Here is a 23,069-nt window from a genome sequence, read left to right as displayed (position 1 = left end):
GAAGCGATAAAGTGTCGTAAACAAGGCGCCTCGCCGGGGTTGTTGTGTGATCACACAACCCGGTGAGCTATCATCAGCGTTCAGCGTATTTAGAGATGCATGTTGGATATGGAAAATCAGAGCGCTCCGCCTCGCGCCCGCCGAAAGCACCGCAGTCTCGCGCAGGAGTTGGTTACCGAACTCTCCGAGCGCATCCGTAGTGGCGGACTCAAGCGCGGCGATAAGTTGCCCACCGAGTCCGCCATCATGGAAGAGCAGGGCGTCAGCCGTACCGTCGTACGCGAAGCCATCTCGCGGCTGCAGGCGTCCGGGCTGGTGGAAACCCGGCACGGCATCGGCACCTTTGTCCTCGACACGCCTAGCCCGAGTGGTTTCCGTATCGATCCGGCGACTATCGTGACCTTGCGCGATGTCCTGGCGATTCTTGAGCTGCGCATCAGCCTTGAAGTCGAGTCGGCCGGCCTTGCCGCTCAACGCCGCTCCGCCGAACAACTGGCCGACATGCGCGCCGCCCTCGACGCACTCAGCGAAAGCGCGGCCCATGCCAGCGATGCGGTCGGCGCCGATTTCCAGTTCCACATGGCAATCGCCCTGTCGACCGGCAACCGCTACTTCACCGACATCATGAATCACCTGGGCACGAGCATCATCCCCCGCACCCGCCTGAACTCCGCGCGCCTCGCCCACGACGACAACCAGCACTACATGAGCCGCCTGAGCCGCGAGCACGAGGAAATCTACGACGCCATTGCGCGCCAGGACTCCGACGCCGCCCGCGCCGCCATGCGACTGCACCTGACCAACAGCCGCGAACGCCTGCGCCATGCTCATGAAGAGGCTGAGTCGCAGCGGGCGTGAGGTGGACTGATTGATAGGGGATCGCGTTGCTGCGGTGCCCTTGATCGAACAAGGTTATGGCTGGGTTATTCGACGTTTTGATCGATCGGTGCGCGTCTCCGTTTTCGCAAGGCTTTGGTGAGGGCTAAGCATGTCAGCGTTGAAACCATGAGCGTCAAGCTGAGCGTCAAGAGAATGAGCATGTCTTCCCCGTCTTCCAGACCCTCCAAATTGAAGAGCGTTAGTAGCCATACATAAGCATTCATCCCGGTTTCAGTGTGAAGTATCCATTACATCGGTCCGCCAATCATCACCCAGCGTTCGAGTAATATTGAAAGCGTAAGTATGAAGACGATTTGCAGGAATATCGCCAGCACTCTAATCATTTGGCCCCCTGAGAGTTTTCCAGCACATCCAACACTCCGAAGTATTTGATTCCAGTGCTAGGCAAGATTTCCCCTGGCATATTTCTCAAGGATCGACGTAGCTCATCGAATGCCAGCTTCGATGTCATTGTCACGCAGCCCTGGCTAATTCCCTGTGGTCCAACCGGATGAATCCGGAACGCACTTCGCTGAATGTTGTTGATAGTCGTCTGGTCGTCCACTTGGCCGTCGTCTCGGTAAAGGCTGATCCACTCGCTCCTGTCAGTTCCTGCAAATACGTCTTTAACTGGTTGTCTGATCCAGCCCAGCATGCCACCAGATTCTCGGTCTAATATGTATTACCTACCGAGGGGCAAAGGCCCCTCCTTAACCACATCCTGATAGCGTGCATTATTAACGTACGTCGCAACATCTCCGGAAAACGCTTCGTAACTTCTACCCTCACACGTCAACTCGCTCAGCGGCTCGCCGTTAAGCACATAGGTGCAGTAAGCAATATTCGGGTTCCGCTCATTTTTACCAGCCATGCCAGTCATCCTCCTGCGAGTTTGCCTTACGCGTATACCTTGTTCGCAACACCATCCCAGCCCCCGACTATCTGGCCGCCGCCTGATCCATCGGAGCGCTTCTGCTGTATGTAGGTCATCTTGATCCGTGCGTAATTCAGGCGGACTGTTTCGGTGGGGAAACCGGTTTCTTTGCTGCCGTTGCCACTCAGCGAAACTGAAGAAACAATCACTTCCTCAAGCTTTATTTCCAGGTATTTGATCTTGTCGTTGCCCGCCCGATTTAACGCGATCGTCACTTCTTTGAAGTGCCTGCCACTGCAGCAGGCTTCGTGCAGCTTAGGTGTTGCTTTATCGACAGCTTTTCGGAAGTACAAATCACTCATTTTCGCGCGGCCACTGCTGGCCCCACCCGAGCTCGTCGTGGTTGCGGAGGCTGACTGGCTGGCGCCGACATCAAAGTCTTCCATCTCAATCCAGTCTTTGAACTGGGCATCCAGTGACTCACCCGGGATGTCAGCCATTTTTAAAAATGCATCAATTGCCATTTCGTTCCTTGCGGTTCGCGGTGATTAAGAATTTGAATTTGAACCGCAATGACTTTAGCGACGTGCCGCGCCCCGCAGAAGGTTTTCCAGGCAGGTGCGCGAGCAGTTTCAGAGAAGGACTACAACGTTTGGATCACTGGACTACGGAATAATCCGAGAGGGCGGTGAAAGCGCTTGATTCTGGCCGGAGGCCGTAGGAGTGAGCTTGCTCGCGATCGGCTGCGCAGCAGTCGTAAAGCTGAAGCTGCAGTTCGTTCCGACATGCCGCCTTCAAAAGGATGCTGCCGCTTCGCGCCAGGTCGCGAGCAAGCTCACTCCTACAAATAGCGCCATTTAGCGCAGCCCTTGGGGCGGCTGCGGCATCTGATAATCAGGTACCGTTACCACTTGCGAGAGCAGCCACGCACCACTCATCCTCACCCGGCATAAATATTTCAAAACGCTATTGAGTGATCACCCTCCCAGTTGTACGATGACTTACGACATCAGCGCAGGACTGGTGCTTCATCCACAAAAATAGCTCCCCAGGGTGTTCGAATAATGAATCCACAAGAACTGAAGTCCATCCTCTCTCACGGTCTGCTTTCCTTCCCGGTTACCGATTTCAATGCCCAAGGCGACTTCCACCGCGCTGGCTACATCAAGCGTCTGGAATGGCTCGCTCCTTACGGCGCCTCCGCGCTTTTCGCAGCGGGCGGTACAGGTGAGTTCTTCTCCCTGACCGGCGACGAATATTCCGAAATCATCAAGACTGCCGTCGACACCTGCGAAACCACAGTGCCGATTCTGGCTGGCGTCGGTGGTCCGACCCGCCAGGCGATTCAGATGGCTCAAGAAGCCGAGCGTCTGGGTGCCAAAGGCCTGCTGCTGTTGCCTCACTACCTGACCGAAGCCAGCCAGGACGGCGTTGCCCTCCACGTTGAAGCGGTCTGCAAATCGGTCAAGATCGGCGTTGTCGTCTACAACCGTAACGTCTGCCGCCTGACGCCTGCACTGCTGGAACAGCTGGCCGAGCGCTGCCCTAACCTGATCGGCTACAAAGACGGCCTGGGTGATATCGAGCTGATGGTTTCGATCCGCCGTCGTCTGGGCGACCGCTTCTCGTACCTGGGTGGTCTGCCCACCGCAGAAGTCTATGCCGCCGCCTACAAGGCGCTGGGCGTGCCGGTTTACTCGTCGGCGGTGTTCAACTTCCTGCCGAAAATGGCCATGGACTTCTACCGCGCCATCGCCAAAGACGATCACGAGACCGTCGGCAAGCTGATCGACGATTTCTTCCTGCCCTACCTGGACATCCGCAACCGCAAACACGGCTATGCCGTAAGCATCGTCAAAGCGGGCGCCAGGCTTGCCGGTTACGACGCAGGTCCGGTCCGTGCGCCGCTGACTGACCTGACTTCCGAGGAAGTGGACTTGCTGGCTGCTCTGATGGACAAGCAGGGCAAGCAGTAACCGCCCGGATGCCGCAAAACCGCTGAGCGATCAGCGGTTTTTTGCCCTCGGGGCTTCGCTAACGGATACCTGGCAGTACCGCTTCAGATCGCATCTGTTTTAGGGGCAGGGGCGAGCAGCACACGCACATAAGATCGTTTACCCGCACAAAAAAATAATTAGTGGGAGTTTCGAACATGCTGAAAACCAAGCCGACGCACGTCCGCTATTTGATCTTGCTCATGCTGTTCCTGGTGACCACGATCAACTATGCCGACCGTGCAACCATCGCCATCGCGGGCTCCAGCCTGCAAAAAAGCCTCGGCATCGACGCCGTCACCCTCGGTTTCATCTTCTCCGCATTTGGTTGGGCCTACGTCGGTGGCCAGATCCCGGGCGGCTGGCTTCTGGACCGTTACGGCTCCAAGAAAGTCTACGCAATGAGCATCTTCACCTGGTCGCTGTTCACCGTGCTGCAAGGCTACGTGGGTGAATTCGGTCTCTCGACCGCCATCTTCCTGCTGTTCGCCCTGCGCTTCATGGTGGGCCTCGCCGAAGCACCGTCGTTCCCCGGCAACGCCCGTATCGTGGCGGCCTGGTTCCCGACGTCTGAACGCGGCACGGCCTCGGCCATCTTCAACTCGGCGCAATACTTCGCCACCGTGCTGTTCGCCCCGATCATGGGCTGGATCGTCTATACCTTCGGCTGGCAGCATGTGTTCATCGTGATGGGCAGTATCGGCATCCTGTTCTCGCTGATCTGGCTGAAAGTTATCCACAGCCCGCGCAACCACCCGAAAATCAACAAGGAAGAGTTCGATCACATCGCCAACAACGGCGGCATGGTCGACATGGATCAGGACAAGGGTAAAGGCTCCGCCAGCGGTCCCAAATGGGACTACGTGCGTCAGTTGCTGACCAACCGCATGATGCTGGGCATTTACCTGGCTCAATATTGCATCAACGGCATCACCTACTTCTTCCTGACCTGGTTCCCGGTGTACCTGGTTCAAGAACGGGGCATGACCATTCTCAAGGCGGGCTTCATTGCATCGCTGCCGGCCATCTGCGGCTTCATCGGCGGCGTACTGGGCGGGATCATCTCCGACTACCTGCTGCGCAAAGGCCATTCGCTGACCTTCGCACGCAAGGCGCCGATCATCGGTGGCCTGCTGCTGTCGACCTCGATCGTGACCTGCAACTACGTCGATGTCGAATGGGTCGTCGTGGGCTTCATGGCACTGGCCTTCTTCGGCAAGGGCGTGGGCGCACTGGGCTGGGCGGTCATGTCCGACGCGTCGCCGAAACAAATCGCCGGTTTGAGCGGCGGTCTGTTCAACATGTTCGGTAACATCGCCTCCATCACCACCCCGATCGTCATCGGCTACATCATCAGCACCACCGGTTCGTTCAAATGGGCCCTGGTGTTCGTCGGCGCCAACGCGCTGGTGGCAGTGATCAGCTACATCTTCATCGTCGGTGAAATCAAACGTGTAGAACTCAAGGAAACCCCAAAGAAGGGTGCCTTGCCGGCCAGTGAAGCCGAGCTTTCTCAAGCGAAACTCTGAGGAAAAACCGTGATGAACTTGATCCAACATGCCGACTCGCCGCGTTACATTCGCCTGCATGCGCTTGATAACGTCGTCGTCGTGGTCAATGACCAGGGCGTCCCGGCGGGGACTGAATTCGATAACGGTCTGGTGACCGTCGACAATGTGCCGCAGAGCCACAAGGTGAACACCGTGGACATCGCCGAAGGGGAGCCGATCATTCGTTACGGCCACACCATCGGCTATGCGCTGCAGCCGATCCCGAAGGGCAGTTGGGTCAGGGAAGATCAGCTGCGCATGCCGTCGGCGCCAGCGCTGGACAGCCTGCCGATGTCCGATGCCGTGCCGGTCCGCGGTGAGCCGCTGGAAGGCTTCACCTTCGAGGGCTATCGCAACGCCGACGGCACCGTCGGCACGCGCAATATCCTGGGCATTACCACTACGGTGCAGTGCGTCACCGGCGTTCTGGATTTCGCCGTCAAGCGCATCCGCGAAGAACTGCTGCCCAAATACCCGAACGTCGATGACGTGGTGGCGCTGACCCACAGCTACGGCTGCGGCGTCGCCATCACCGCCAAGGACGCGTACATCCCGATCCGCACCGTGCGCAACCTGGCGCGTAACCCGAACCTGGGTGGCGAGGCGCTGGTGATCAGCCTGGGCTGCGAGAAGTTGCAGGCCGATCAGGTCATGCACAGTGACGACGCCTCGGTCGATCTGAGCGAGCCGTGGCTGTATCGCTTGCAGGATTCCAAACACGGCTTCAACGAAATGATCGAGCAGATCATGGAATTGGCCGAGACCCGCTTGAAGAAGCTCGACCAGCGTCGTCGCGAAACCGTGCCGGCGTCGGAATTGATTCTGGGCATGCAGTGCGGCGGCAGCGATGCGTTTTCCGGCATCACCGCCAACCCGGCACTGGGTTATGCCTCGGACCTGCTGCTGCGCGCAGGTGCGACCGTAATGTTCTCGGAAGTGACCGAGGTGCGTGACGCGATCTACCTGCTGACCTCCCGTGCGGAAAACATGGAAGTCGCTGAAGGCCTGGTTCGTGAAATGGATTGGTACGACCGTTATCTGGCCAAGGGCGAAGCGGACCGCAGCGCCAACACCACGCCGGGGAACAAGAAGGGCGGGTTGTCGAACATCGTCGAGAAGTCGCTGGGGTCCATCGTCAAATCCGGCAGCAGCGCGATCAACGGGGTGCTTGGCCCTGGCGAACGGGTGACGCGCAAAGGCCTGATCTTCTGCGCAACGCCGGCGAGCGATTTTGTCTGTGGGACGTTGCAACTGGCGGCCGGGATGAACCTGCACGTGTTCACCACCGGGCGCGGCACGCCGTACGGTCTGGCGATGTCACCGGTGGTGAAAGTGTCGACCCGTACCGAGCTGGCCCAGCGCTGGCCGGACCTGATCGACATCGATGCCGGGCGCATTGCGACCGGGCGTGCAAGCATCGAGGATCTGGGTTGGGAGCTGTTTCACTTCTATCTGGACGTGGCCAGTGGCAAGAAGACGACCTGGACCGAGAAGTATCGTCTGCACAACGACATCACCCTGTTCAACCCGGCGCCGATTACCTGAGCCGGAATTCAGCCCTTTACCAGCCGGGCATCTGAGCCCGGCTGGATCACGGTTCATGTGGGAGTGAGCGTGCTCACGAAGAAGTCACTGCAGCCGCTGAAGATTTAGCGGGTGTACCGGCCTCCTCACCCGGCTCAGGCTCAGGCTCCGGAAACGCCTCGGCGTGATCAAACTCAATGCCTTTGCCCATCGCCTTGTACTTCTTGCGCAGCGCGTGCAGTTCCTTCTGGTTGAGATTATCCAGGCTCAGCACGGCGTTCTGTGCATCTTTGGTCACGCGCAGCAGTTCGTCGATTTTGATATGCAACTCATCGGTATCGCGGTTCTGGGTGTTCTGGATCAGGAAAACCATCAGGAAGGTGATGATCGTCGTGGACGTGTTGATGATCAGTTGCCAGGTGTCGTTGTAGTGGAAGAGCGGCCCGGTCGCGGCCCACACGCAAATCAGCGCGATCGCCACCAGGAAGGTTCGTGGGCTGCCGGACCATCGCGACAAGGCCTGCGCGAACTTCGAGAATTTCATTAACGGGTTTCCTTTGTGAGCCTAGAGAGGTACCCAAGGGACCACGCTGCGTCTTTGAAATTTCTTCTTACAACATGAAATCGGCGACAGACTTCAGACCCAGCCGAACACTTCGCACGCGTTGGCGGTGCTCGCTGCGGCCAGCGTGTCGGCAGGGATTTTCATCAGTTCGGCGATGGCGGCGCAAATGTCGGGGAGATGCTCGGGGCTGTTGCGCATGCCTGGAAACATGGCCGGGGCCATGTCCGGCGAGTCGGTTTCCAGCACGACGCTGTCCAGCGGCAACTCGGCGATCACCCGATGCATGCGCAAGGCCTGCGGCCACGTCGCCGCACCGCCCAGCCCCAGCTTGTAACCCAGCTTGATGTATTCCCGCGCTTCTTCGCGGCTGCCGGCGAAGGCGTGAACGATACCGCAGCGCTTGAGCCTGAAACGCTTGAGCGCGGCGAGGGTGTCGGCATGGCTGCGGCGCACGTGGAGCAGGGCGGGGAGGTTGAAGTCCGTTGCCATCTGCAATTGCTGGTCGAGCAAGGTCTGTTGTGGCGGGCGGTCCAGGGATTCGATGTAGTAATCCAGACCGATCTCGCCCACGGCGCACAGTTTGGGATGCCCGGCCAGACGCGTCAGCCAGTCGCGCAGTTGCTGCACATGCTCGGGCTGATGCTCTTCAAGGAACACCGGGTGCAAGCCCAGCGCGGCGTACACCGACGGCTCACTGAGCGCCAGATCCCACACTCGCTGCAGATTGCGCTGATACACGCCCAACACCACGAGGCGCTCCACACCCAGCTGCCGGCTGTTGGCGAGTACGTCGTTGCGGTCGGCATCGAAATCGTCGAAATCCAGGTGTGTATGGGTGTCGATCAGTCGCACGTTGCTTACGCCTCGTGAATCCGCTGCTTGAACGTCCGCACAATGGCATGCACGCCCGGTTCGTACTGGTCCTGCTCAATGGCCGACAGGGCCAGGGCCAGGGCTTTTTCGGCGATCAAGTGGTGCTGTTGGGCCATGGCATTGACCGGTAACGGCAGGAAATCCAGCAGTTGCGTGTCACCGAACGTGCCCAGGTGAAGTTGGTCCGGGTTCAGGCGCCGCTGGTGCAGCAGGTCGAACACCCCTTGCAGCAGGACGTAGGACGTCGTGATCAGCGCGTCCGGGAAATAACCCAGCCGATCGAACATATCGCTGGCCAGTTGCAGGCCGCAGTCACGGCTGAACGCGTCGCCGTGCTCGCTGATGACCGAGCCTTCGAAACCCTCCAGCGCGTCTTCGAAGCCCTTGTCCCGCGCCTTACTGACGCTCAGCTCGGGCTGCGCGCCAAGCAAGGCGATGTGTCGGGGTTTTATCTCCAGCAGGCTGCGGGTCAGTTGCTGGCTGGCGTCGTGGTCGTCGCTGACCACCGAGCAGAAGTGTGCCGGGTCCATCTCCCGGTCGATGGCGATGACTGGCGTTCCTTGCTGCTGCAGCGCGCGATAGCTGTCATCGCTGGCCGGCAGGCAACTGGCGACGAACAGCGCATCGCAGCGTCTCGCACGAAACAGCTGCAACAACTGCAACTCGCTGATGGGATCGTCGTCTGAACTGGCGATCAGCAATTGGTAGCCGCGCGCGCGAGCGCCCTGTTCCAGTTGCTTGGCGATGCGCGCGTAGCTGGGGTTTTCCAGGTCCGGCAGGATGAAGCCCAGTGTGCGGGTATGCCGGCTGCGCAGCCCGGCCGCCTGCGGGTTGGGCCTGAAGCCATGGGCGTCGACCACCGCGCGCACGCGCTCGACCGTTGCACTGCTGATGCGTTGCTGTTCGGCCTTTCCGTTGATCACGTAGCTGGCCGTGGTCACAGAAACACCGGCCAGACGCGCAATATCACTGAGTTTCAAGCCGGGCATCCTTTCGTGATGAGAAGCAAAAGTGGGAGCTGAACTACCGTGGCAGGGATTTTCACCGATTAACAGCCATCATGACAGCAGACCGTCGCCTTGTAGGAAGCTTGTGACCTGCACGGGATGTTTCCTACACGATTCGACCGGATGAGCTTCAAACCGCCGGAATTATCAAGTAACGTGCGCGGCACTTCAGATTAAACGATTCAGCAGGCCTGTTTATGGCACTTTTTGCCCAATCGGACCTCTGAATGCCGCATTCAATATTCGCAAACCGTCAGTCATCGGTGTGTACGACCGGTCCTACAACAAGAATCTGGCGCGACCCCGCGCAGCACAGGAGAACGCAATGCTCGAGCTGACCATAGAGCAAATTTCCATGGACCAGTCGGCGGTGGACAAGCCCGCCGCGTTGCAACTGCTGGCTGACTTGCTCGTCGCTGACGGCCTGGTAGCTGCCGGCTACCTTGCAGGCTTGCAGGCGCGCGAGCAACAAGGCTCGACCTTTTTGGGGCAGGGCATTGCCATTCCCCACGGCACGCCAGAGACCCGCGACCAGGTGTTCGCCACCGGCGTGCGCCTTATGCAATTCCCCGAAGGGGTGGACTGGGGCGACGGGCAAATGGTCTACCTGGCCATCGGCATCGCCGCCAAGTCCGACGAGCATCTGCGCTTGCTCCAGTTGCTGACCCGCGCACTCGGTGAAAACGACCTGGGCGAAGCGTTGCGTCAGGCGAAGGACCCCGAGTCGCTGCTCAAACTGCTGCAGGGTGCGCCACAAGAACTGGCCCTCGATGCGCAGATGATCAGCCTGGGCGTCATGGTCGATGATTTCGAAGAACTGGTCTGGCGCGGCGCGCGTCTGCTGCGCAAGGCCGAGTGTGTGAACAACGGCTTCGCGGCGGTGCTGCAGCAGGTCGAGCCACTGCCGTTGGGCGAAGGCCTCTGGTGGCTGCACAGCGAACAGATGGTCAACAAGCCCGGCCTGGCGTTCGTCACCCCGGACAAACCCATGCGTCATCTGGGCCAGTCGCTGACCGGCCTGTTCTGCCTCGCGAGCCTGGGTGAGTCCCACCAGGCGTTGCTCGAACGTCTATGCGCGTTGCTGATCGAAGGTCGCGGCCACGTACTGGGCGAGGCGACCAGCAGCCGCGCCGTGCTTCAGGCATTGGGCGGCGAAGTGCCGCCGGACTGGCCGAGCGAGCGCGTGACCCTGGCCAATGCCCACGGTCTGCACGCGCGTCCGGCGAAAATCCTTGCGCAGTTGGCCAAGGGTTTTGAGGGCGACATCCGCGTGCGCATCGTCGATGGCACCGAGAATCCGGTGTCGGCCAAGAGCTTGAGCAAGCTGCTGAGCCTCGGCGTGCAGCGCGGTCAGTCCCTTGAGTTCATTGCCGAGCCGACCATTGCCGCCGATGCCTTGCCTGCGTTGATCGCCGCAGTGCTCGAAGGTCTGGGCGAAGAAATCGAACCGTTGCCGGCCCACAGTGAGCCCGCACCCGCCCCGACGATTGTTGAGAAAACCCTCAGCGCGCCGGCTGCGGGCACTCACATCCAGGCCGTTCCTGCGGCGCCCGGCATCGCCGTCGGCCCGGCCCACGTGCATGTTCTGCCAGTGTTCGATTACCCGGCCCAGGGCGAATCGCAAAGCGTTGAGCACGAACGTCTGCACAGCGCGCTGGCGCAGGTGCGCCTCGACATCGAGCAATTGATTCAACGCAGCACGGCGAAGGCCATTCGCGAGATTTTCGTCACTCACCAGGAAATGCTCGCCGACCCCGAACTGGTCAACGAAGTGGCGCAGCGCTTGAAACAAGGCGAAAGCGCCGCTGCGGCATGGATGAACGTGATCGAGGCCGCCGCCCGTCAGCAGGAACAGCTCAAAGATGCGCTGCTGGCGGAACGTGCCGCTGACCTGCGGGATGTCGGTCGCCGCGTATTGGCGCAGATCTGTGGCGTCGAGGACCTGGTTGAGCCGGAAGAACCGTACATTTTGGTGATGGATGAAGTCGGCCCGTCCGACGTCGCACGTCTTGACCCTGCCCGTGTCGCCGGCATTCTCACCGCGCGCGGCGGCGCTACGGCCCACAGCGCCATCGTTGCCCGGGCGTTGGGCATCCCCGCGCTGGTCGGTGCGGGCGATGCGGTATTGCTGATCAAGTCCGGCACGCAACTGTTGATCGACGGCCAGCGCGGGCGTCTCGACGTCGCGCCGGACGACGCGACCCTGAAGCGCGCCTTGCAGGACCGTGACACCCGCGAGCAACGCCTCAAGGCTGCCGCTGCCCTGCGCATGGAGCCTGCGATCACCCAGGACGGCCACGCCGTTGAGGTCTTCGCCAACATCGGTGACAGCGCCGGTACGCCGGCAGCGGTGGAGCAGGGCGCCGAAGGGATTGGCCTGCTGCGCACCGAGTTGCTGTTCATGGCCCACAGCTCCGCGCCGGACGAAGCGACCCAGGAAGCGGAATACCGTCGCGTGCTCAAAGACCTCGACGGTCGCCCGCTGGTGGTTCGCACCCTGGACGTCGGCGGCGACAAACCGCTGCCGTACTGGCCCATCGATAAAGAAGAAAACCCGTTTCTCGGCGTGCGCGGCATTCGCCTGACCTTGCAGCGCCCGGACATCATGGAAATTCAGCTGCGCGCATTGCTGCGTGCGGCAGACAATCGCCCGCTGCGCATCATGTTTCCGATGGTGGGCACCGTCGAAGAGTGGCGTCAGGCCCGCGACATGACCGAGCGTCTGCGTCTGGAGATCCCGGTGGCCGACCTGCAACTGGGCATCATGATTGAAGTGCCATCGGCGGCGTTGCTGGCGCCGGTGCTGGCGAAGGAAGTGGACTTCTTCAGCGTCGGCACCAACGACCTGACCCAGTACACAATGGCCATCGACCGCGGTCACCCGACCCTGTCTGCCCAGGCCGATGGCCTGCACCCGGCGGTGTTGCAACTGATCGACATCACCGTGCGCGCGGCCCATGCCAATGGCAAATGGGTGGGTGTCTGCGGCGAATTGGCCGCCGACCCGCTGGCCGTGCCGGTGCTGGTCGGTCTGGGTGTGGATGAATTGAGCGTCTCGGCGCGGAGCATCGGCGAAGTCAAAGCCTGCGTCCGTGAATTGAATCTGATCGAAGCCCGAAAACTTGCGCAGGCGGCCCTGGCCGTTGGCAGCGCGGCGGACGTGCGTGCCCTCGTGGAGGGGCTGTAATGGCGAAAATACTGACATTGACCATGAACCCGGCGCTGGACCTGACCGTGCAGTTGGGCCCCTTGCAGATCGGCCAGGTCAACCGCAGCGACGCCATGCTCAGCCACGCGGCGGGCAAGGGGATCAACGTCGCCCAGGTGCTGGCTGATCTGGGCCACGAGCTGACCGTTGCCGGTTTCCTCGGCGTGGACAACCAGCAACCGTTCGAAACCCTGTTCGCCAAGCGCGGCTTCGTCGACGAATTCGTGCGGGTGCCGGGCGAGACGCGCAGCAACATCAAGCTGGCGGAAAGCAGCGGGCGCATTACCGACCTCAACGGCCCGGGCCCGGAAGTCAGCGCGCAGGCGCAACAGGCGCTGGCCGCTCGGGTCGAGCAGATCGCGTCGGGTTTTGATGCGGTGGTCGTGGCCGGCAGTCTGCCCCGTGGCGTCAGCCCCCAGTGGTTGAAAACGTTGTTGCTGCGCCTCAACGAGATGGGCCTGAAAGTGGCGCTGGACACCAGCGGCGAAGCGTTGCGCGCTGGACTGGAAGCGTCGCCGTGGATGATTAAACCCAACACCGAAGAACTGGCTGACGCCCTTGATGCGCCGATCATTTCCATCGCCGCGCAAGCAGAGGCCGCAGCCGACCTGCGCCAGCGCGGCATCGAGCACGTGGTGATTTCCCAGGGCTCGGAAGGCGTTCATTGGTTCAGTTCCAACGTGGCCTTGCAGGCATTGCCGCCCAAAGTCACCGTCGCCAGCACCGTCGGCGCGGGTGATTCGCTGCTGGCCGGGATGGTTCACGGCTTGCTGTCTGGGCACAAACCCGAGCAAACCTTGCGGACTGCCACGGCCATTGCGGCCATGGCCGTCACTCAGATCGGCTTCGGCATCAATGATCCGGCGCAATTGAAACGTCTGGAAAGCGGCGTCAACGTCCGCGTCCTGACGGCATAACAAGAGAGGAAGTGTGATGAAGTTAGCCATCGTTACGGCCTGTCCGAACGGCAAAATCAGCAGCGTCCTCAGTGCCCGTCTGCTGGATGCGGCGGCCCAACGCCAGGGTTGGAGCACCAGCGTCGAGATCCACGATCCGCGTCATCCGGAAAAGCAACTGTCGCCGGGCGACATCGAAGCGGCGGACTGGGTGTTGGTGGTCAACACCGGCGCGCTTGACCTGACGCGTTTTTCCGGCAAGCGCCTGTATCAGGCCACGCCCGCACAGGCGTTGCAGGATGCCGACGGCTTTCTGCGTTCAGCGTCGGCGCTGGCGACCGAGCACACCGCGACTTCCGCCCCGTCTGCTACGTCCAGCGCGCAGCCGCGTCTGGTGGCGGTGACGGCGTGCCCGACCGGCGTTGCCCACACATTCATGGCCGCCGAGGCGATTCAGCAGGCGGCGAAAAAGCTTGGCTATGACCTGCAGGTGGAGACGCAGGGCTCGGTCGGTGCACGCAATCCGCTCAGCGCCCAGGCCATTGCCGACGCCGACGTGGTGCTGCTGGCGTGTGATATCGAAGTCGCTACCGAGCGTTTCGCCGGCAAGCGCATCTATCGCTGCGGCACCGGTATTGCGCTCAAGCAGGCCGACGCGACGCTGAAAAAAGCGCTGGCGGAGGCGGAGGTTGAGTCCACGGCTTCAACGTCCAAGGCGTCCTCCAAAAAAGAGAAGACCGGTGTCTACAAACACCTGCTCACCGGCGTGTCTTTCATGCTGCCGATGGTGGTGGCGGGCGGTTTGCTGATTGCTCTTTCGTTCGTGTTCGGCATTCACGCGGCCGAGGAACCGGGGACATTGGCGGCTGCGCTGAAACAGATCGGCGCGGGCGCGGCGTTCCAGTTGATGGTGCCGTTGCTGGCCGGGTACATCGCGTATTCCATTGCCGACCGTCCGGGCCTTGCGCCAGGGATGATCGGCGGGCTGCTGGCGAGCACCCTGGGCGCCGGCTTCATTGGCGGGATCATCGCGGGCTTCCTCGCGGGCTATAGCGCCTGGGCGGTGAATCGCTACGCGAAGCTGCCGGCCAGTGTCGAAGCCTTGAAGCCGATTCTGATCATTCCGCTGCTGGCGAGCCTGTTCACCGGGCTGGTAATGATTTACGTGGTGGGCAAGCCGGTCGCCGGCATGCTCGAAGGGTTGACCCACTTCCTCGACACCATGGGCACGGCCAACGCGGTGCTGCTCGGCGTGCTGCTGGGCGCGATGATGTGCGTGGATCTGGGTGGGCCGATCAATAAGGCGTCGTACGCGTTTTCGGTGGGCTTGCTGGCCTCGAGCAGCGGCGCGCCGATGGCGGCCACGATGGCGGCCGGCATGGTGCCGCCAATTGGTATGGGCATCGCGGCATTGATCGCCCGGCGCAAGTTTGCCCAGAGCGAGCGTGAAGCGGGGAAAGCGGCCTTCGTGCTGGGGCTGTGCTTCATCTCCGAAGGCGCGATTCCGTTTGCCGCGAAAGACCCGCTTCGGGTGATTCCGGCGAGCATCGCGGGCGGCGCGCTAACCGGTGCGCTGTCGATGTTCTTCGGCTGCAAACTGATGGCGCCCCACGGCGGATTGTTCGTGCTGCTCATTCCGAACGCAATCAACCATGCGCTGCTGTACCTGCTGGCGATCGTGGCGGGCAGCGTCGTGACCGGCGTGCTGTATGCGCTGCTGAAACGACCTGAACCGGCAGAACTGGACGCGGTGCCCGCCAACGCCTAACCGCTGGCGCTTCCCGGCTATAACCGGTTCCACGGGATGCGCGCGATGCTTTTAGTGGGACCGGCTTCAGCCGGGAAGAGGCCGGTGTGCCCGCCATCAGAACTTTGGTGTGACTACCGACGCCTTCCCGGCTAAAGCCAGTCCTACAAGTGTGCGGTCCGGCTTCCGGAGATGTGTCGGATGTTCGGGCCTCTTCGCGAGCAAGCTCGCTCCTACAGAAGGCTGAGTGCGCCCCGGATTTCCGCGGCGGAACACGATCAATTGTAGGAGTGAGCTTGCTCGCGAAAGCGATATCCCAGGCGCTGAATGTGTGTCGGATGTTCGGGCCTCTTCGCGAGCAAGCTCACTCCCACAGGGACCGGGCTTGGCACTGGATCTTGTGCCAGAACAGACAACACTCGGCACTGGATCTTGTGCCAGACACAGACAACACTCGGCCTGTTCACTTCCCTGTCATCTCCTGCAAACAATCCGCTGCTAGCTTCCTCCTTTTGGCATTCCCTTGAGGAGGATAAACATGTCCCGGTTCGACCTGACTCGCCGCCGTATCATCCAGGCCGCTGGCGCCGGATTGTTGTTGCCGGGGCTCGCGCCTGCGGTCATTGCGTCGGTCAAGGATCGCCCGAAAATGACCGACGGCGTCCAGTCCGGCGACGTGCTCGGCGACCGCGCGATGGTGTGGAGTCGCAGCGACCGGCCTGCGCGGATGGTGGTCGAATGGGACACCCGCAGCATGTTCAGCAACCCCCGCCGCACGGTCTCGCTGCTCGCCGACCCACGCACTGACTTCACCGCGCGCGTCGAACTGACCGGCCTGCCGGCGGATCAAGCCATCTTCTACCGCGTGTTCTTCGAGGACGCGCAAACCGGCGTCGCCAGCGAACCCTGGTTCGGCCATCTGCGCAGCGTGCCGGTCAATCGCCGCAACATCCGCTTCGTCTGGAGCGGCGACACCGTCGGCCAGGGCTTCGGCATCAACCCCGAGATCGGTGGCATGCGCATCTACGAAGCCATGCGTCTGCGCCTGCCGGATTTCTTCATCCACAGCGGCGACACCATTTACGCCGACGGCCCGGTGCCTGCCGAGGTGGTCACCGAGGGTGGGCGTGTCTGGCGCAACATCACCACGGAAGAGAAGAGCAAGGTCGCCGAAACCCTCGACGAATACCGCGGCGCTTACCGCTACAACCTGATGGACGAAAACCTGCGGCGCTTCAACGCCGAGGTCCCGCAGATCTGGCAGTGGGACGACCACGAAGTGACCAACAACTGGTCACCGAGCAAGCAGCTCGACGACCGCTACAAGGTCAAGGACATCCAGCTGTTGGCGGCGCGCGGGCGACAGGCGTTCCTCGAATATGCGCCGATGCGCCTGCAGAGCGCCGACAACGGCGGGCGGGTCTATCGCAAGATCGCTTACGGCCCGATGCTGGACGTGTTCGTGCTCGACATGCGCAGCTATCGCGACGGCAACGACGCCAATCTGGCCGACAAGCCCGGGCCGACCACTGCCTTTCTGGGCCGCGAGCAACTGGATTGGCTCAAGCGCGAACTTCAAGCCTCTGGGGCTCAGTGGAAAGTCATTGCCGCTGATATGCCCATCGGCCTGGGCGTGCCCGACGGCGAGATCAGCCCCGGCGTGATGCGTTGGGAGGCCATCGCCAACGGCGACGACGGCGCGCCGAAAGGCCGCGAACAAGAAGTCGCCGAACTGCTGGGCTTCCTGCGCCAGCAGAAGGTCCGCGACACCGTCTGGTTGACGGCTGATGTGCATTACTGCGCGGCGCACCACTACCACCCCGATCAGGCGGTGTTTCAGGATTTCGACCCGTTCTGGGAGTTTGTGGCCGGGCCTTTGAATGCGGGCAGTTACGGGCCTAATACCCTGGACAAGACCTTCGGGCCCGAGTTGGTATTCCAGAAGGCTCCGCCAGCGCAGAACACTTCACCCTTCGCCGGCTTCCAGTTTTTTGGTGAGGTGAACATTGACGGCCAAAGCGGGGAAATGACCGTGACACTGCGGGATCTGGACGGGGTTTCGGTGTTTGAGAAGAGGCTGCAACCTGCCAGCCAGGCCTGACGCCCCGACAGGCAACGCGGTCCGGCTTATTGATCAGTCGTACGATAACCAGGTAATTGCCGGTAACACTTCCCGCGCCGCTGGCCTATCATTAGGCACCTAACGACGGCTCAGGGTTGGCGTGCATGCTGGCAATCTTTCTGGAAACCCTGAACATCACCGCGCCGGTCTTCGCGATGCTGTTTCTCGGCGTGTTGCTCAAGCGCGTGGGCTGGATCAACGACAGCTTTATTCACACTGCCTCGTCGCTGGTGTTCAACTGCACCATGCCGGCGCTGCTGTTTCTGGGGATCATTCACGCTGACCTCCACGCGGCGTTTCAGCCGGGCGTGCTGATCTACTTCATCGTCGCCACGCTGGCGGGTTTCGCGTTGTCGTGGGGGTGGGCCATTTATCGCGTGCCGTTCGCCGAGCGTGGGACTTACACCCAAGGGGCGTTTCGCGGCAACAACGGCGTGATCGGCCTCGCGCTGGCCGCGAGCATGTACGGCGACTACGGCATTTCCCTCGGTGCGATCCTCGCGGCGCTGGTCATTCTTTTCTACAACACCTTGTCCACCGTCGTGCTGGCGGTCTACAGCCCGGTGATCAAGTCCGACCCGTGGAGCATCACCAAAAGCGTCATGGCCAATCCGCTGATCATCAGCATTGTCGTCGCGGCGCCGTTCGCCTACTTCCAGATCCCGCTCCCCAAATGGCTCGACACCTCCGGCAGCTACCTGGCGCAGATGACCCTGCCGCTGGCGCTGATGTGCATCGGTGGCACGCTGTCATTGAAGTCGTTGCGAGAGAGCGGCACCTTGGCGATCAGCGCGAGCCTGATGAAGATGGTCTGGCTGCCGCTGATCTGCACGCTGGGCGCGTGGCTGCTGGGCTTTCGACATGCGGAACTGGGGATTCTGTTTCTGTACTTCGGCGCCCCGACGGCATCCGCCAGTTTCGTCATGGTCCGCGCGGCCAACGGCAACCACGAGCTGGCCGCGTCGATCATCGTCATGACCACCCTGGCAGCAGCGGTCACGACCAACGTCGGGATATTCATTCTGCAGTGGGGCGGGTGGATTTAGTCTTAGTAGGCCTGTTGCCCATCAATGCTGACGCCGCCACGCCCGCACCGTTCCCACGACGATACACAGCGCAATCACCGGCAGCGCGTAGTGAATCATCAAACGCTCCAGCCGCTCGGCCAGGGGCATGCCCGTGGTAAACGACACGATGTGCAGCCCGTACACCGCGTAAAGCCCGAGCAACAACAGCCCCTCCAGCCGGGTGATCCGATACCCCGAATAGAACAGCGGGACGCACAGCGCCGCGACGCCCAGCATCACCGGCAAATCAAAATCCAGCGCATTGGGCGAGATCGACAACGGCCCGGTGGAGATCAACGCCGTGATGCCGAGCACGCCCAGCAGGTTGAACAGGTTGCTGCCGATGATGTTGCCCACCGCGATATCCCGCTCGCCGCGCAATGCCGCGACCAGCGAGGTCATCAACGCCGGCAGCGAGGTCGCAACCGCAATCACGGTCAGGCCGATGACCCGCTCCGACAGGCCCAGATCCAGGGCTACCGAAACCGCCGCGCCGACGAGAAGGTGACTGCCGAACGTCAGCAGCGCCAGGCCGCAGGCCATCAGCGCCAGCCGGCCCAGCATCGGCCAAATGCGTCGGCGCGGTTCAAGGTCCGTTCTCGCCACATGCCGCGCGCCGTGGGCGAACTGACGGACCACGACGAACAGATACGCCGCCATGCCCATCAACAGCACGACGCCATCCAGCGCGCTCAGCTCGCCATTCCACGCCAGCGCTGCGACCAGGGCGGTGGCCGCAATCATCAATGGCAAATCGACGCGCACCAGTTGCCGGGCCACGCGCAGCGGGATGATCAGTGCGGACAGCCCGAGCGTGACCAGCACGTTGAAAATATTGCTGCCAATGACGCTGCCGACCGCAATGTCGGTGCTGTCAGTGAACGCCGCTTGCAGCCCGACCGCGAGTTGCGGGGCACTGCTGCCCAGCGCCACGACGGTCAGGCCGAGGAACAGCGGGCGGGTTTTGAGCAGGGCGGCCAGAGCCACAGCGGCGCGCACCGACAGTTGTGCGCCGATGATCATCAACAGCAGGCCGCAGGCCAGCTCGATCAGCGTGGGCAGGGGCAGATTCGTTAGGGCAAGAATTCAGGGCACCAGTCAGTCGTCGAGGGCTTGTACCCGCACTTGGGCGGTTCCGCTGCGCAGCATACCCAATTGCGCGGCGGCTGCACGTGACACATCGATCAGCCGCCCCCGGGTGTGCGGGCCGCGGTCGTTGATGCGGACGATGACCCTGCGGTCGTTGTCCAGATTGGTGACTTGCACGCGCGTGCCGAACGGCAATTGCCGGTGCGCGGCGGTCAGTGAATTGGCGTCGAAGCGTTCACCGCTGGCGGTGCGCTGACCTTGATGTTGCGAGCCGTAATACGAGGCGCCGCCGGTGGCGTTGTAGCCGTGCGGGTCGATGATGCCGTCACTGGCGCAGCCGGCCAGCAGAGAGAGCAGGGCGCAAGCGCCGAGGATTCGCCGCATGGGGCAGGGTCTCTACAGAAAGTGTTGATCGTTCCCGCGCCAGGCGCGGGAACAACCGCTAGCGTGAACGCACTCAGCCTTCCAGCTTGCGCTTCAGCAGTTCGTTGACCTGGCCCGGGTTGGCCTTGCCTTTGGATGCCTTCATCGCTTGCCCGACGAAGAAGCCGAACATCTTGCCGCGTTTGGCCTCATCGGCCGCGCGGTATTGCTCGACCTGTTCGGCGTTGGCAGCCAGGACGTCGTCCAGCATCGACTCGATGGCGCCGCTGTCGGTGACTTGCTTCAGACCGCGCTGATCGATGATCTCGTCGGCGCTGCCTTCGCCATTAGCCATGCCTTCAAACACCATTTTGGCGATCTTGCCGGAAATGGTGTTGTCCTTGATGCGCAGCAGCATGCCGCCCAACTGTTCAGCGCTGACCGGCGACTCGTCGATCTCGACGCCTTGCTTGTTCAGCAACGAACCCAACTCGACCATCACCCAGTTGGCCGCAAGCTTCGCGTCACCGGAAATGCTCACCACCTTCTCGAAGAAGTCTGCCTGTTCGCGGCTCGAAGCCAACACGCTGGCGTCGTACAGCGACAAGCCGAACTGCGACTGGAAACGCTCGCGTTTCTGCGGCGGCAGTTCCGGCAGGGTCGCGCGGGTCTGCTCCAGGAACGCGTCTTCGATGATCACCGGCAACAGGTCGGGATCGGGGAAGTAACGGTAGTCGTTGGCTTCCTCTTTGCTGCGCATGGCGCGGGTTTCGTTGGTGTTCGGGTCGTACAGGCGGGTCTGCTGAATGACCTTGCCGCCGTCTTCGATCAGGTCGATCTGGCGCTGGATCTCGCTGTTGATCGCCTTCTCGATGAAGCGGAACGAGTTGACGTTCTTGATCTCGCAGCGCGTCCCGTACTCAACCTGGCCTTTCGGGCGAATCGACACGTTGCAGTCGCAGCGTAGCGAGCCTTCGGCCATGTTGCCGTCGCAGATGCCAAGGTAGCGAACCAGCGCGTGCATCGCCTTGACGTAGGCAACCGCTTCTTTGGCCGAACGCATGTCCGGCTCGGAAACGATCTCCAGCAACGGCGTACCGGCGCGGTTCAGGTCGATGCCGGTCATGCCGCTGTAGTCTTCGTGCAGGCTCTTGCCGGCGTCTTCTTCAAGGTGGGCGCGGGTCACGCCGATGCGCTTGATGGTGCCGTCTTCCAGGGTGATATCCAGATGGCCTTTGCCAACGATCGGCAATTCCATCTGGCTGATCTGATAGCCCTTCGGCAGGTCCGGGTAGAAGTAGTTCTTGCGGGCGAACACGTTGTGCTGACCGATCTCGGCGTCGATGGCCAGGCCGAACTTGACCGCCATCTGCACGGCTTCCTTGTTCAGCACCGGCAACGTGCCGGGCATGCCCAGATCGACGAGGCTGGCCTGAGTGTTCGGCTCGGAGCCGAACGTGGTGGCGCTACCGGAGAAAATCTTCGATTGGGTGGTGAGCTGGGTGTGAATCTCCAGCCCGATGACGACTTCCCATTGCATGTGTTTTCTCCTTAGAAGCCAGCCGGCGAGCGGGTGTGCCAATCGGTTACTTGCTGATATTGATGGGCAACGTTCAGCAAGCGGCCTTCCTGGAAATACGGCGCCAGCAATTGCACGCCCACCGGCAGGCCGTCGGCGAAACCGGCAGGCATCGACAGGCCGGGCAGGCCCGCGAGGTTGGCGGTGATGGTGTAGAAGTCTTCTAGGTACTCAGCGATCGGGTCGGCATTCTTGGCGCCGATTTTCCATGCCGGGTTCGGCGTGGTCGGGCCGAGGATCACGTCGACTTCGGCAAACGCGTTCATGAAGTCATTCTTGATCAGGCGGCGAATCTTCTGCGCCTGCAGGTAGTAAGCGTCGTAGTAACCGGCCGACAGCGCGTAGGCACCGACCATGATCCGGCGCTGCACTTCAGGGCCGAAGCCTTCGCCACGGGAGCGCTTGTACAGATCGGTGAGGTCTTTCGGGTCTTCGCAGCGATAGCCAAAGCGCACGCCGTCGAAACGCGACAGGTTGGAAGAGGCCTCGGCCGGCGCGATTACGTAGTAAGCCGGAATCGCGTGTTGCAGGTTCGGCAGGCTGATTTCCTTGACTACGGCGCCGAGCTTTTTCAGCGCTTCGACGCTGGCCATGACCAGATCGGCGATGCGCGGGTCGAGACCTGCGCTGAAGTATTCCTTCGGCACGCCAATGCGCAGGCCCTGCAGCGAGGCGTTCAGGCCGGCGCTGTAATCCGGGACGGGCTCGTCGATGCTGGTGGAGTCGTTGACGTCGAAGCCGGCCATGCCTTGCAGCAGCAGCGCGCAGTCTTCAGCGGTGCGCGCCATCGGGCCGGCCTGATCGAGACTGGAAGCGTAGGCGATCATGCCCCAGCGCGACACGCGACCGTAAGTCGGCTTCAGGCCGGTCAGGTTGGTCAGTGCAGCAGGCTGGCGAATGGAGCCGCCGGTGTCGGTGCCGGTGGCGCCCGGCAGCAGACGTGCGGCAACTGCTGCTGCCGAACCGCCAGAGGAGCCGCCCGGGACGTGATCCAGATTCCACGGGTTTTTCACCGCGCCGTAGTGGCTGGATTCGTTGGCCGACCCCATGGCGAATTCGTCCATGTTGGTCTTGCCCAAGGTCACGGTGCCGGCGGCGGCGAGCCTGGCAACCACGGTGGCGTCGTAGGGCGCCTTGAAGTTGTCGAGCATCTTCGACGCGCAGCTGGTGCGAATGCCCTTGGTGCAGAAGAGGTCCTTGTGCGCCAGGGGAGCCCCCAGCAGCGCGCCGGTTTCACCTGCCGCGCGACGGGCATCGGCAGCCTGGGCCTGGGTGATCGCCAGGTCTTCGGTGACGGTAATGAAGCTATTGAGCTGCGGATCCAGCTGGGCGATGCGCGCCAGCAGAGTGCGGGTCAATTCTTCGGAAGAAAACTTTTTATCGGCGAGTCCGCGAGCGATCTCTGCCAGAGTCATTTGATGCATTGCAGGCACATTCCCTTAGTCGAGGACTTTCGGAACCAGATAAAGGCCGTCTTGGACCGCTGGTGCGATGGCTTGATAGGTATCGCGATGATTGATCTCGGTAACGGCGTCTACACGCAGACGTTGCGAGGCTTCAAGGGGGTGCGCGAGGGGCTCGATGCCGGTGGTATCGACCGCCTGCATCTGATCAATCAGCCCGAGAATGCTGTTAAGTGCTTCAGTAGTACGCGGGATATCGGCGTCATTGAGGCCCAGTCGGGCCAGATGAGCGATTTTTTCCACGTCGGAGCGATCAAGCGCCATGGGGT

18 protein-coding genes and 1 pseudogene are annotated in these 23,069 nt (G+C 61.7%); 9 read left to right on the top strand and 10 right to left on the bottom strand.

Translation table 11 applies throughout. The features are described 5' to 3' along the window. Nucleotides 1–108: 108 nt before the first annotated feature. Entirely contained in the window at nt 109–858 is a 750-nt protein-coding gene (locus M1E04_RS20220) for a FadR/GntR family transcriptional regulator (protein ID WP_456293218.1), read from the top strand. A 361-nt stretch (nt 859–1,219) separates the two neighbouring features. Here M1E04_RS20220 and M1E04_RS20215 read toward each other — a convergent pair. Together M1E04_RS20215 and M1E04_RS20210 are read right to left on the bottom strand one after the other, a co-directional pair. After that, nucleotides 1,220–1,750 (bottom strand): annotated as a pseudogene (locus M1E04_RS20215) (DUF2778 domain-containing protein). A gap of 26 nt (nt 1,751–1,776) precedes the next feature. Further along, complete coding sequence (locus tag M1E04_RS20210; protein WP_456291926.1) at nt 1,777–2,277, bottom strand: Hcp family type VI secretion system effector; 501 nt, start codon at nt 2,275–2,277, stop codon at nt 1,777–1,779. A 540-nt stretch (nt 2,278–2,817) separates the two neighbouring features. On the opposite strand from M1E04_RS20210, the gene kdgD reads away from it, so the two are divergent. The 3 genes from kdgD to garD all read left to right on the top strand — a co-directional run bounded on the left by kdgD (nt 2,818) and on the right by garD (nt 6,842). Then, on the top strand, nt 2,818–3,729 hold the full coding sequence (gene kdgD / locus M1E04_RS20205) for a 5-dehydro-4-deoxyglucarate dehydratase (RefSeq protein ID WP_192132402.1): 912 nt from the start codon (nt 2,818–2,820) through the stop codon (nt 3,727–3,729). Nucleotides 3,730–3,905: 176 nt separating this feature from the next. Beyond that, on the top strand, nt 3,906–5,276 hold the full coding sequence (locus M1E04_RS20200) for an MFS transporter (protein ID WP_192132400.1): 1,371 nt from the start codon (nt 3,906–3,908) through the stop codon (nt 5,274–5,276). A gap of 12 nt (nt 5,277–5,288) precedes the next feature. Beyond that, nucleotides 5,289–6,842: a galactarate dehydratase gene (garD, locus tag M1E04_RS20195; RefSeq protein ID WP_192132398.1), complete on the top strand. Its 1,554-nt coding sequence runs from the start codon at nt 5,289–5,291 to the stop codon at nt 6,840–6,842. 73 nt (nt 6,843–6,915) lie between these two features. Here the strand turns inward: garD and M1E04_RS20190 are convergent, their stop codons facing one another. The 3 genes from M1E04_RS20190 to cra form a co-directional block, all read right to left on the bottom strand. Continuing rightward, nucleotides 6,916–7,365 carry a low affinity iron permease family protein gene (locus M1E04_RS20190; RefSeq protein ID WP_192132396.1) on the bottom strand — a complete coding sequence of 150 codons (450 nt, stop codon included), beginning with the start codon at nt 7,363–7,365 and terminating at the stop codon, nt 6,916–6,918. Between the two features lie 93 nt (nt 7,366–7,458). Continuing rightward, complete coding sequence (locus M1E04_RS20185; protein WP_456291925.1) at nt 7,459–8,238, bottom strand: TatD family hydrolase; 780 nt, start codon at nt 8,236–8,238, stop codon at nt 7,459–7,461. A gap of 5 nt (nt 8,239–8,243) precedes the next feature. Further along, nucleotides 8,244–9,239: a catabolite repressor/activator gene (gene cra, locus M1E04_RS20180; protein ID WP_456291924.1), complete on the bottom strand. Its 996-nt coding sequence runs from the start codon at nt 9,237–9,239 to the stop codon at nt 8,244–8,246. A 352-nt stretch (nt 9,240–9,591) separates the two neighbouring features. On the opposite strand from cra, the gene ptsP reads away from it, so the two are divergent. The 5 genes from ptsP (at nt 9,592) to M1E04_RS20155 (ending at nt 18,285) form a co-directional block, all read left to right on the top strand. After that, nucleotides 9,592–12,453 (top strand): phosphoenolpyruvate--protein phosphotransferase, encoded by a 2,862-nt coding sequence (gene ptsP, locus M1E04_RS20175; RefSeq protein WP_456291923.1) that lies wholly within the window; start codon nt 9,592–9,594, stop codon nt 12,451–12,453. Then, complete coding sequence (gene pfkB, locus M1E04_RS20170; protein ID WP_065990129.1) at nt 12,453–13,391, top strand: 1-phosphofructokinase; 939 nt, start codon at nt 12,453–12,455, stop codon at nt 13,389–13,391. The genes ptsP and pfkB overlap by 1 nt, the downstream gene beginning before the upstream one ends. 16 nt (nt 13,392–13,407) lie before the next feature. Then, entirely contained in the window at nt 13,408–15,138 is a 1,731-nt protein-coding gene (locus tag M1E04_RS20165) for a PTS fructose-like transporter subunit IIB (protein ID WP_065990127.1), read from the top strand. A gap of 517 nt (nt 15,139–15,655) precedes the next feature. Then, the gene (locus tag M1E04_RS20160) at nt 15,656–17,218 is read left to right on the top strand and encodes an alkaline phosphatase D family protein (RefSeq protein WP_456291922.1); all 1,563 of its coding nucleotides are present in this window, start codon (nt 15,656–15,658) and stop codon (nt 17,216–17,218) included. Nucleotides 17,219–17,343: 125 nt separating this feature from the next. Next, a complete protein-coding gene (locus M1E04_RS20155) occupies nt 17,344–18,285 on the top strand; it encodes an AEC family transporter (RefSeq protein ID WP_133776254.1) in 942 nt (313 codons plus the stop codon). Nucleotides 18,286–18,306: 21 nt separating this feature from the next. On the opposite strand, the gene M1E04_RS20150 is transcribed toward M1E04_RS20155, so the two are convergent. The 5 genes from M1E04_RS20150 to gatC form a co-directional block, all read right to left on the bottom strand. Continuing rightward, nucleotides 18,307–19,359 (bottom strand): calcium/sodium antiporter, encoded by a 1,053-nt coding sequence (locus M1E04_RS20150; protein WP_065990122.1) that lies wholly within the window; start codon nt 19,357–19,359, stop codon nt 18,307–18,309. Between the two features lie 45 nt (nt 19,360–19,404). Beyond that, a complete protein-coding gene (locus M1E04_RS20145; RefSeq protein ID WP_065990120.1) occupies nt 19,405–19,779 on the bottom strand; it encodes a septal ring lytic transglycosylase RlpA family protein in 375 nt (124 codons plus the stop codon). 73 nt (nt 19,780–19,852) lie between these two features. Then, nucleotides 19,853–21,298 carry an Asp-tRNA(Asn)/Glu-tRNA(Gln) amidotransferase subunit GatB gene (gatB, locus tag M1E04_RS20140; RefSeq protein WP_065990118.1) on the bottom strand — a complete coding sequence of 482 codons (1,446 nt, stop codon included), beginning with the start codon at nt 21,296–21,298 and terminating at the stop codon, nt 19,853–19,855. A gap of 11 nt (nt 21,299–21,309) precedes the next feature. Continuing rightward, nucleotides 21,310–22,761, bottom strand: coding sequence for an Asp-tRNA(Asn)/Glu-tRNA(Gln) amidotransferase subunit GatA (gene gatA / locus M1E04_RS20135; protein WP_296306815.1), 1,452 nt, complete (start codon nt 22,759–22,761; stop codon nt 21,310–21,312). Nucleotides 22,762–22,776: 15 nt separating this feature from the next. Beyond that, a complete protein-coding gene (gatC, locus tag M1E04_RS20130; protein ID WP_065990114.1) occupies nt 22,777–23,064 on the bottom strand; it encodes an Asp-tRNA(Asn)/Glu-tRNA(Gln) amidotransferase subunit GatC in 288 nt (95 codons plus the stop codon). Nucleotides 23,065–23,069 lie beyond the last annotated feature (5 nt).

The sequence above is a fragment of the Pseudomonas sp. AK106 genome (genome assembly GCF_053903055.1).
Note: the sequence above shows the minus strand (reverse complement) of the source record. Positions and strands in the feature narration are given on the sequence as shown.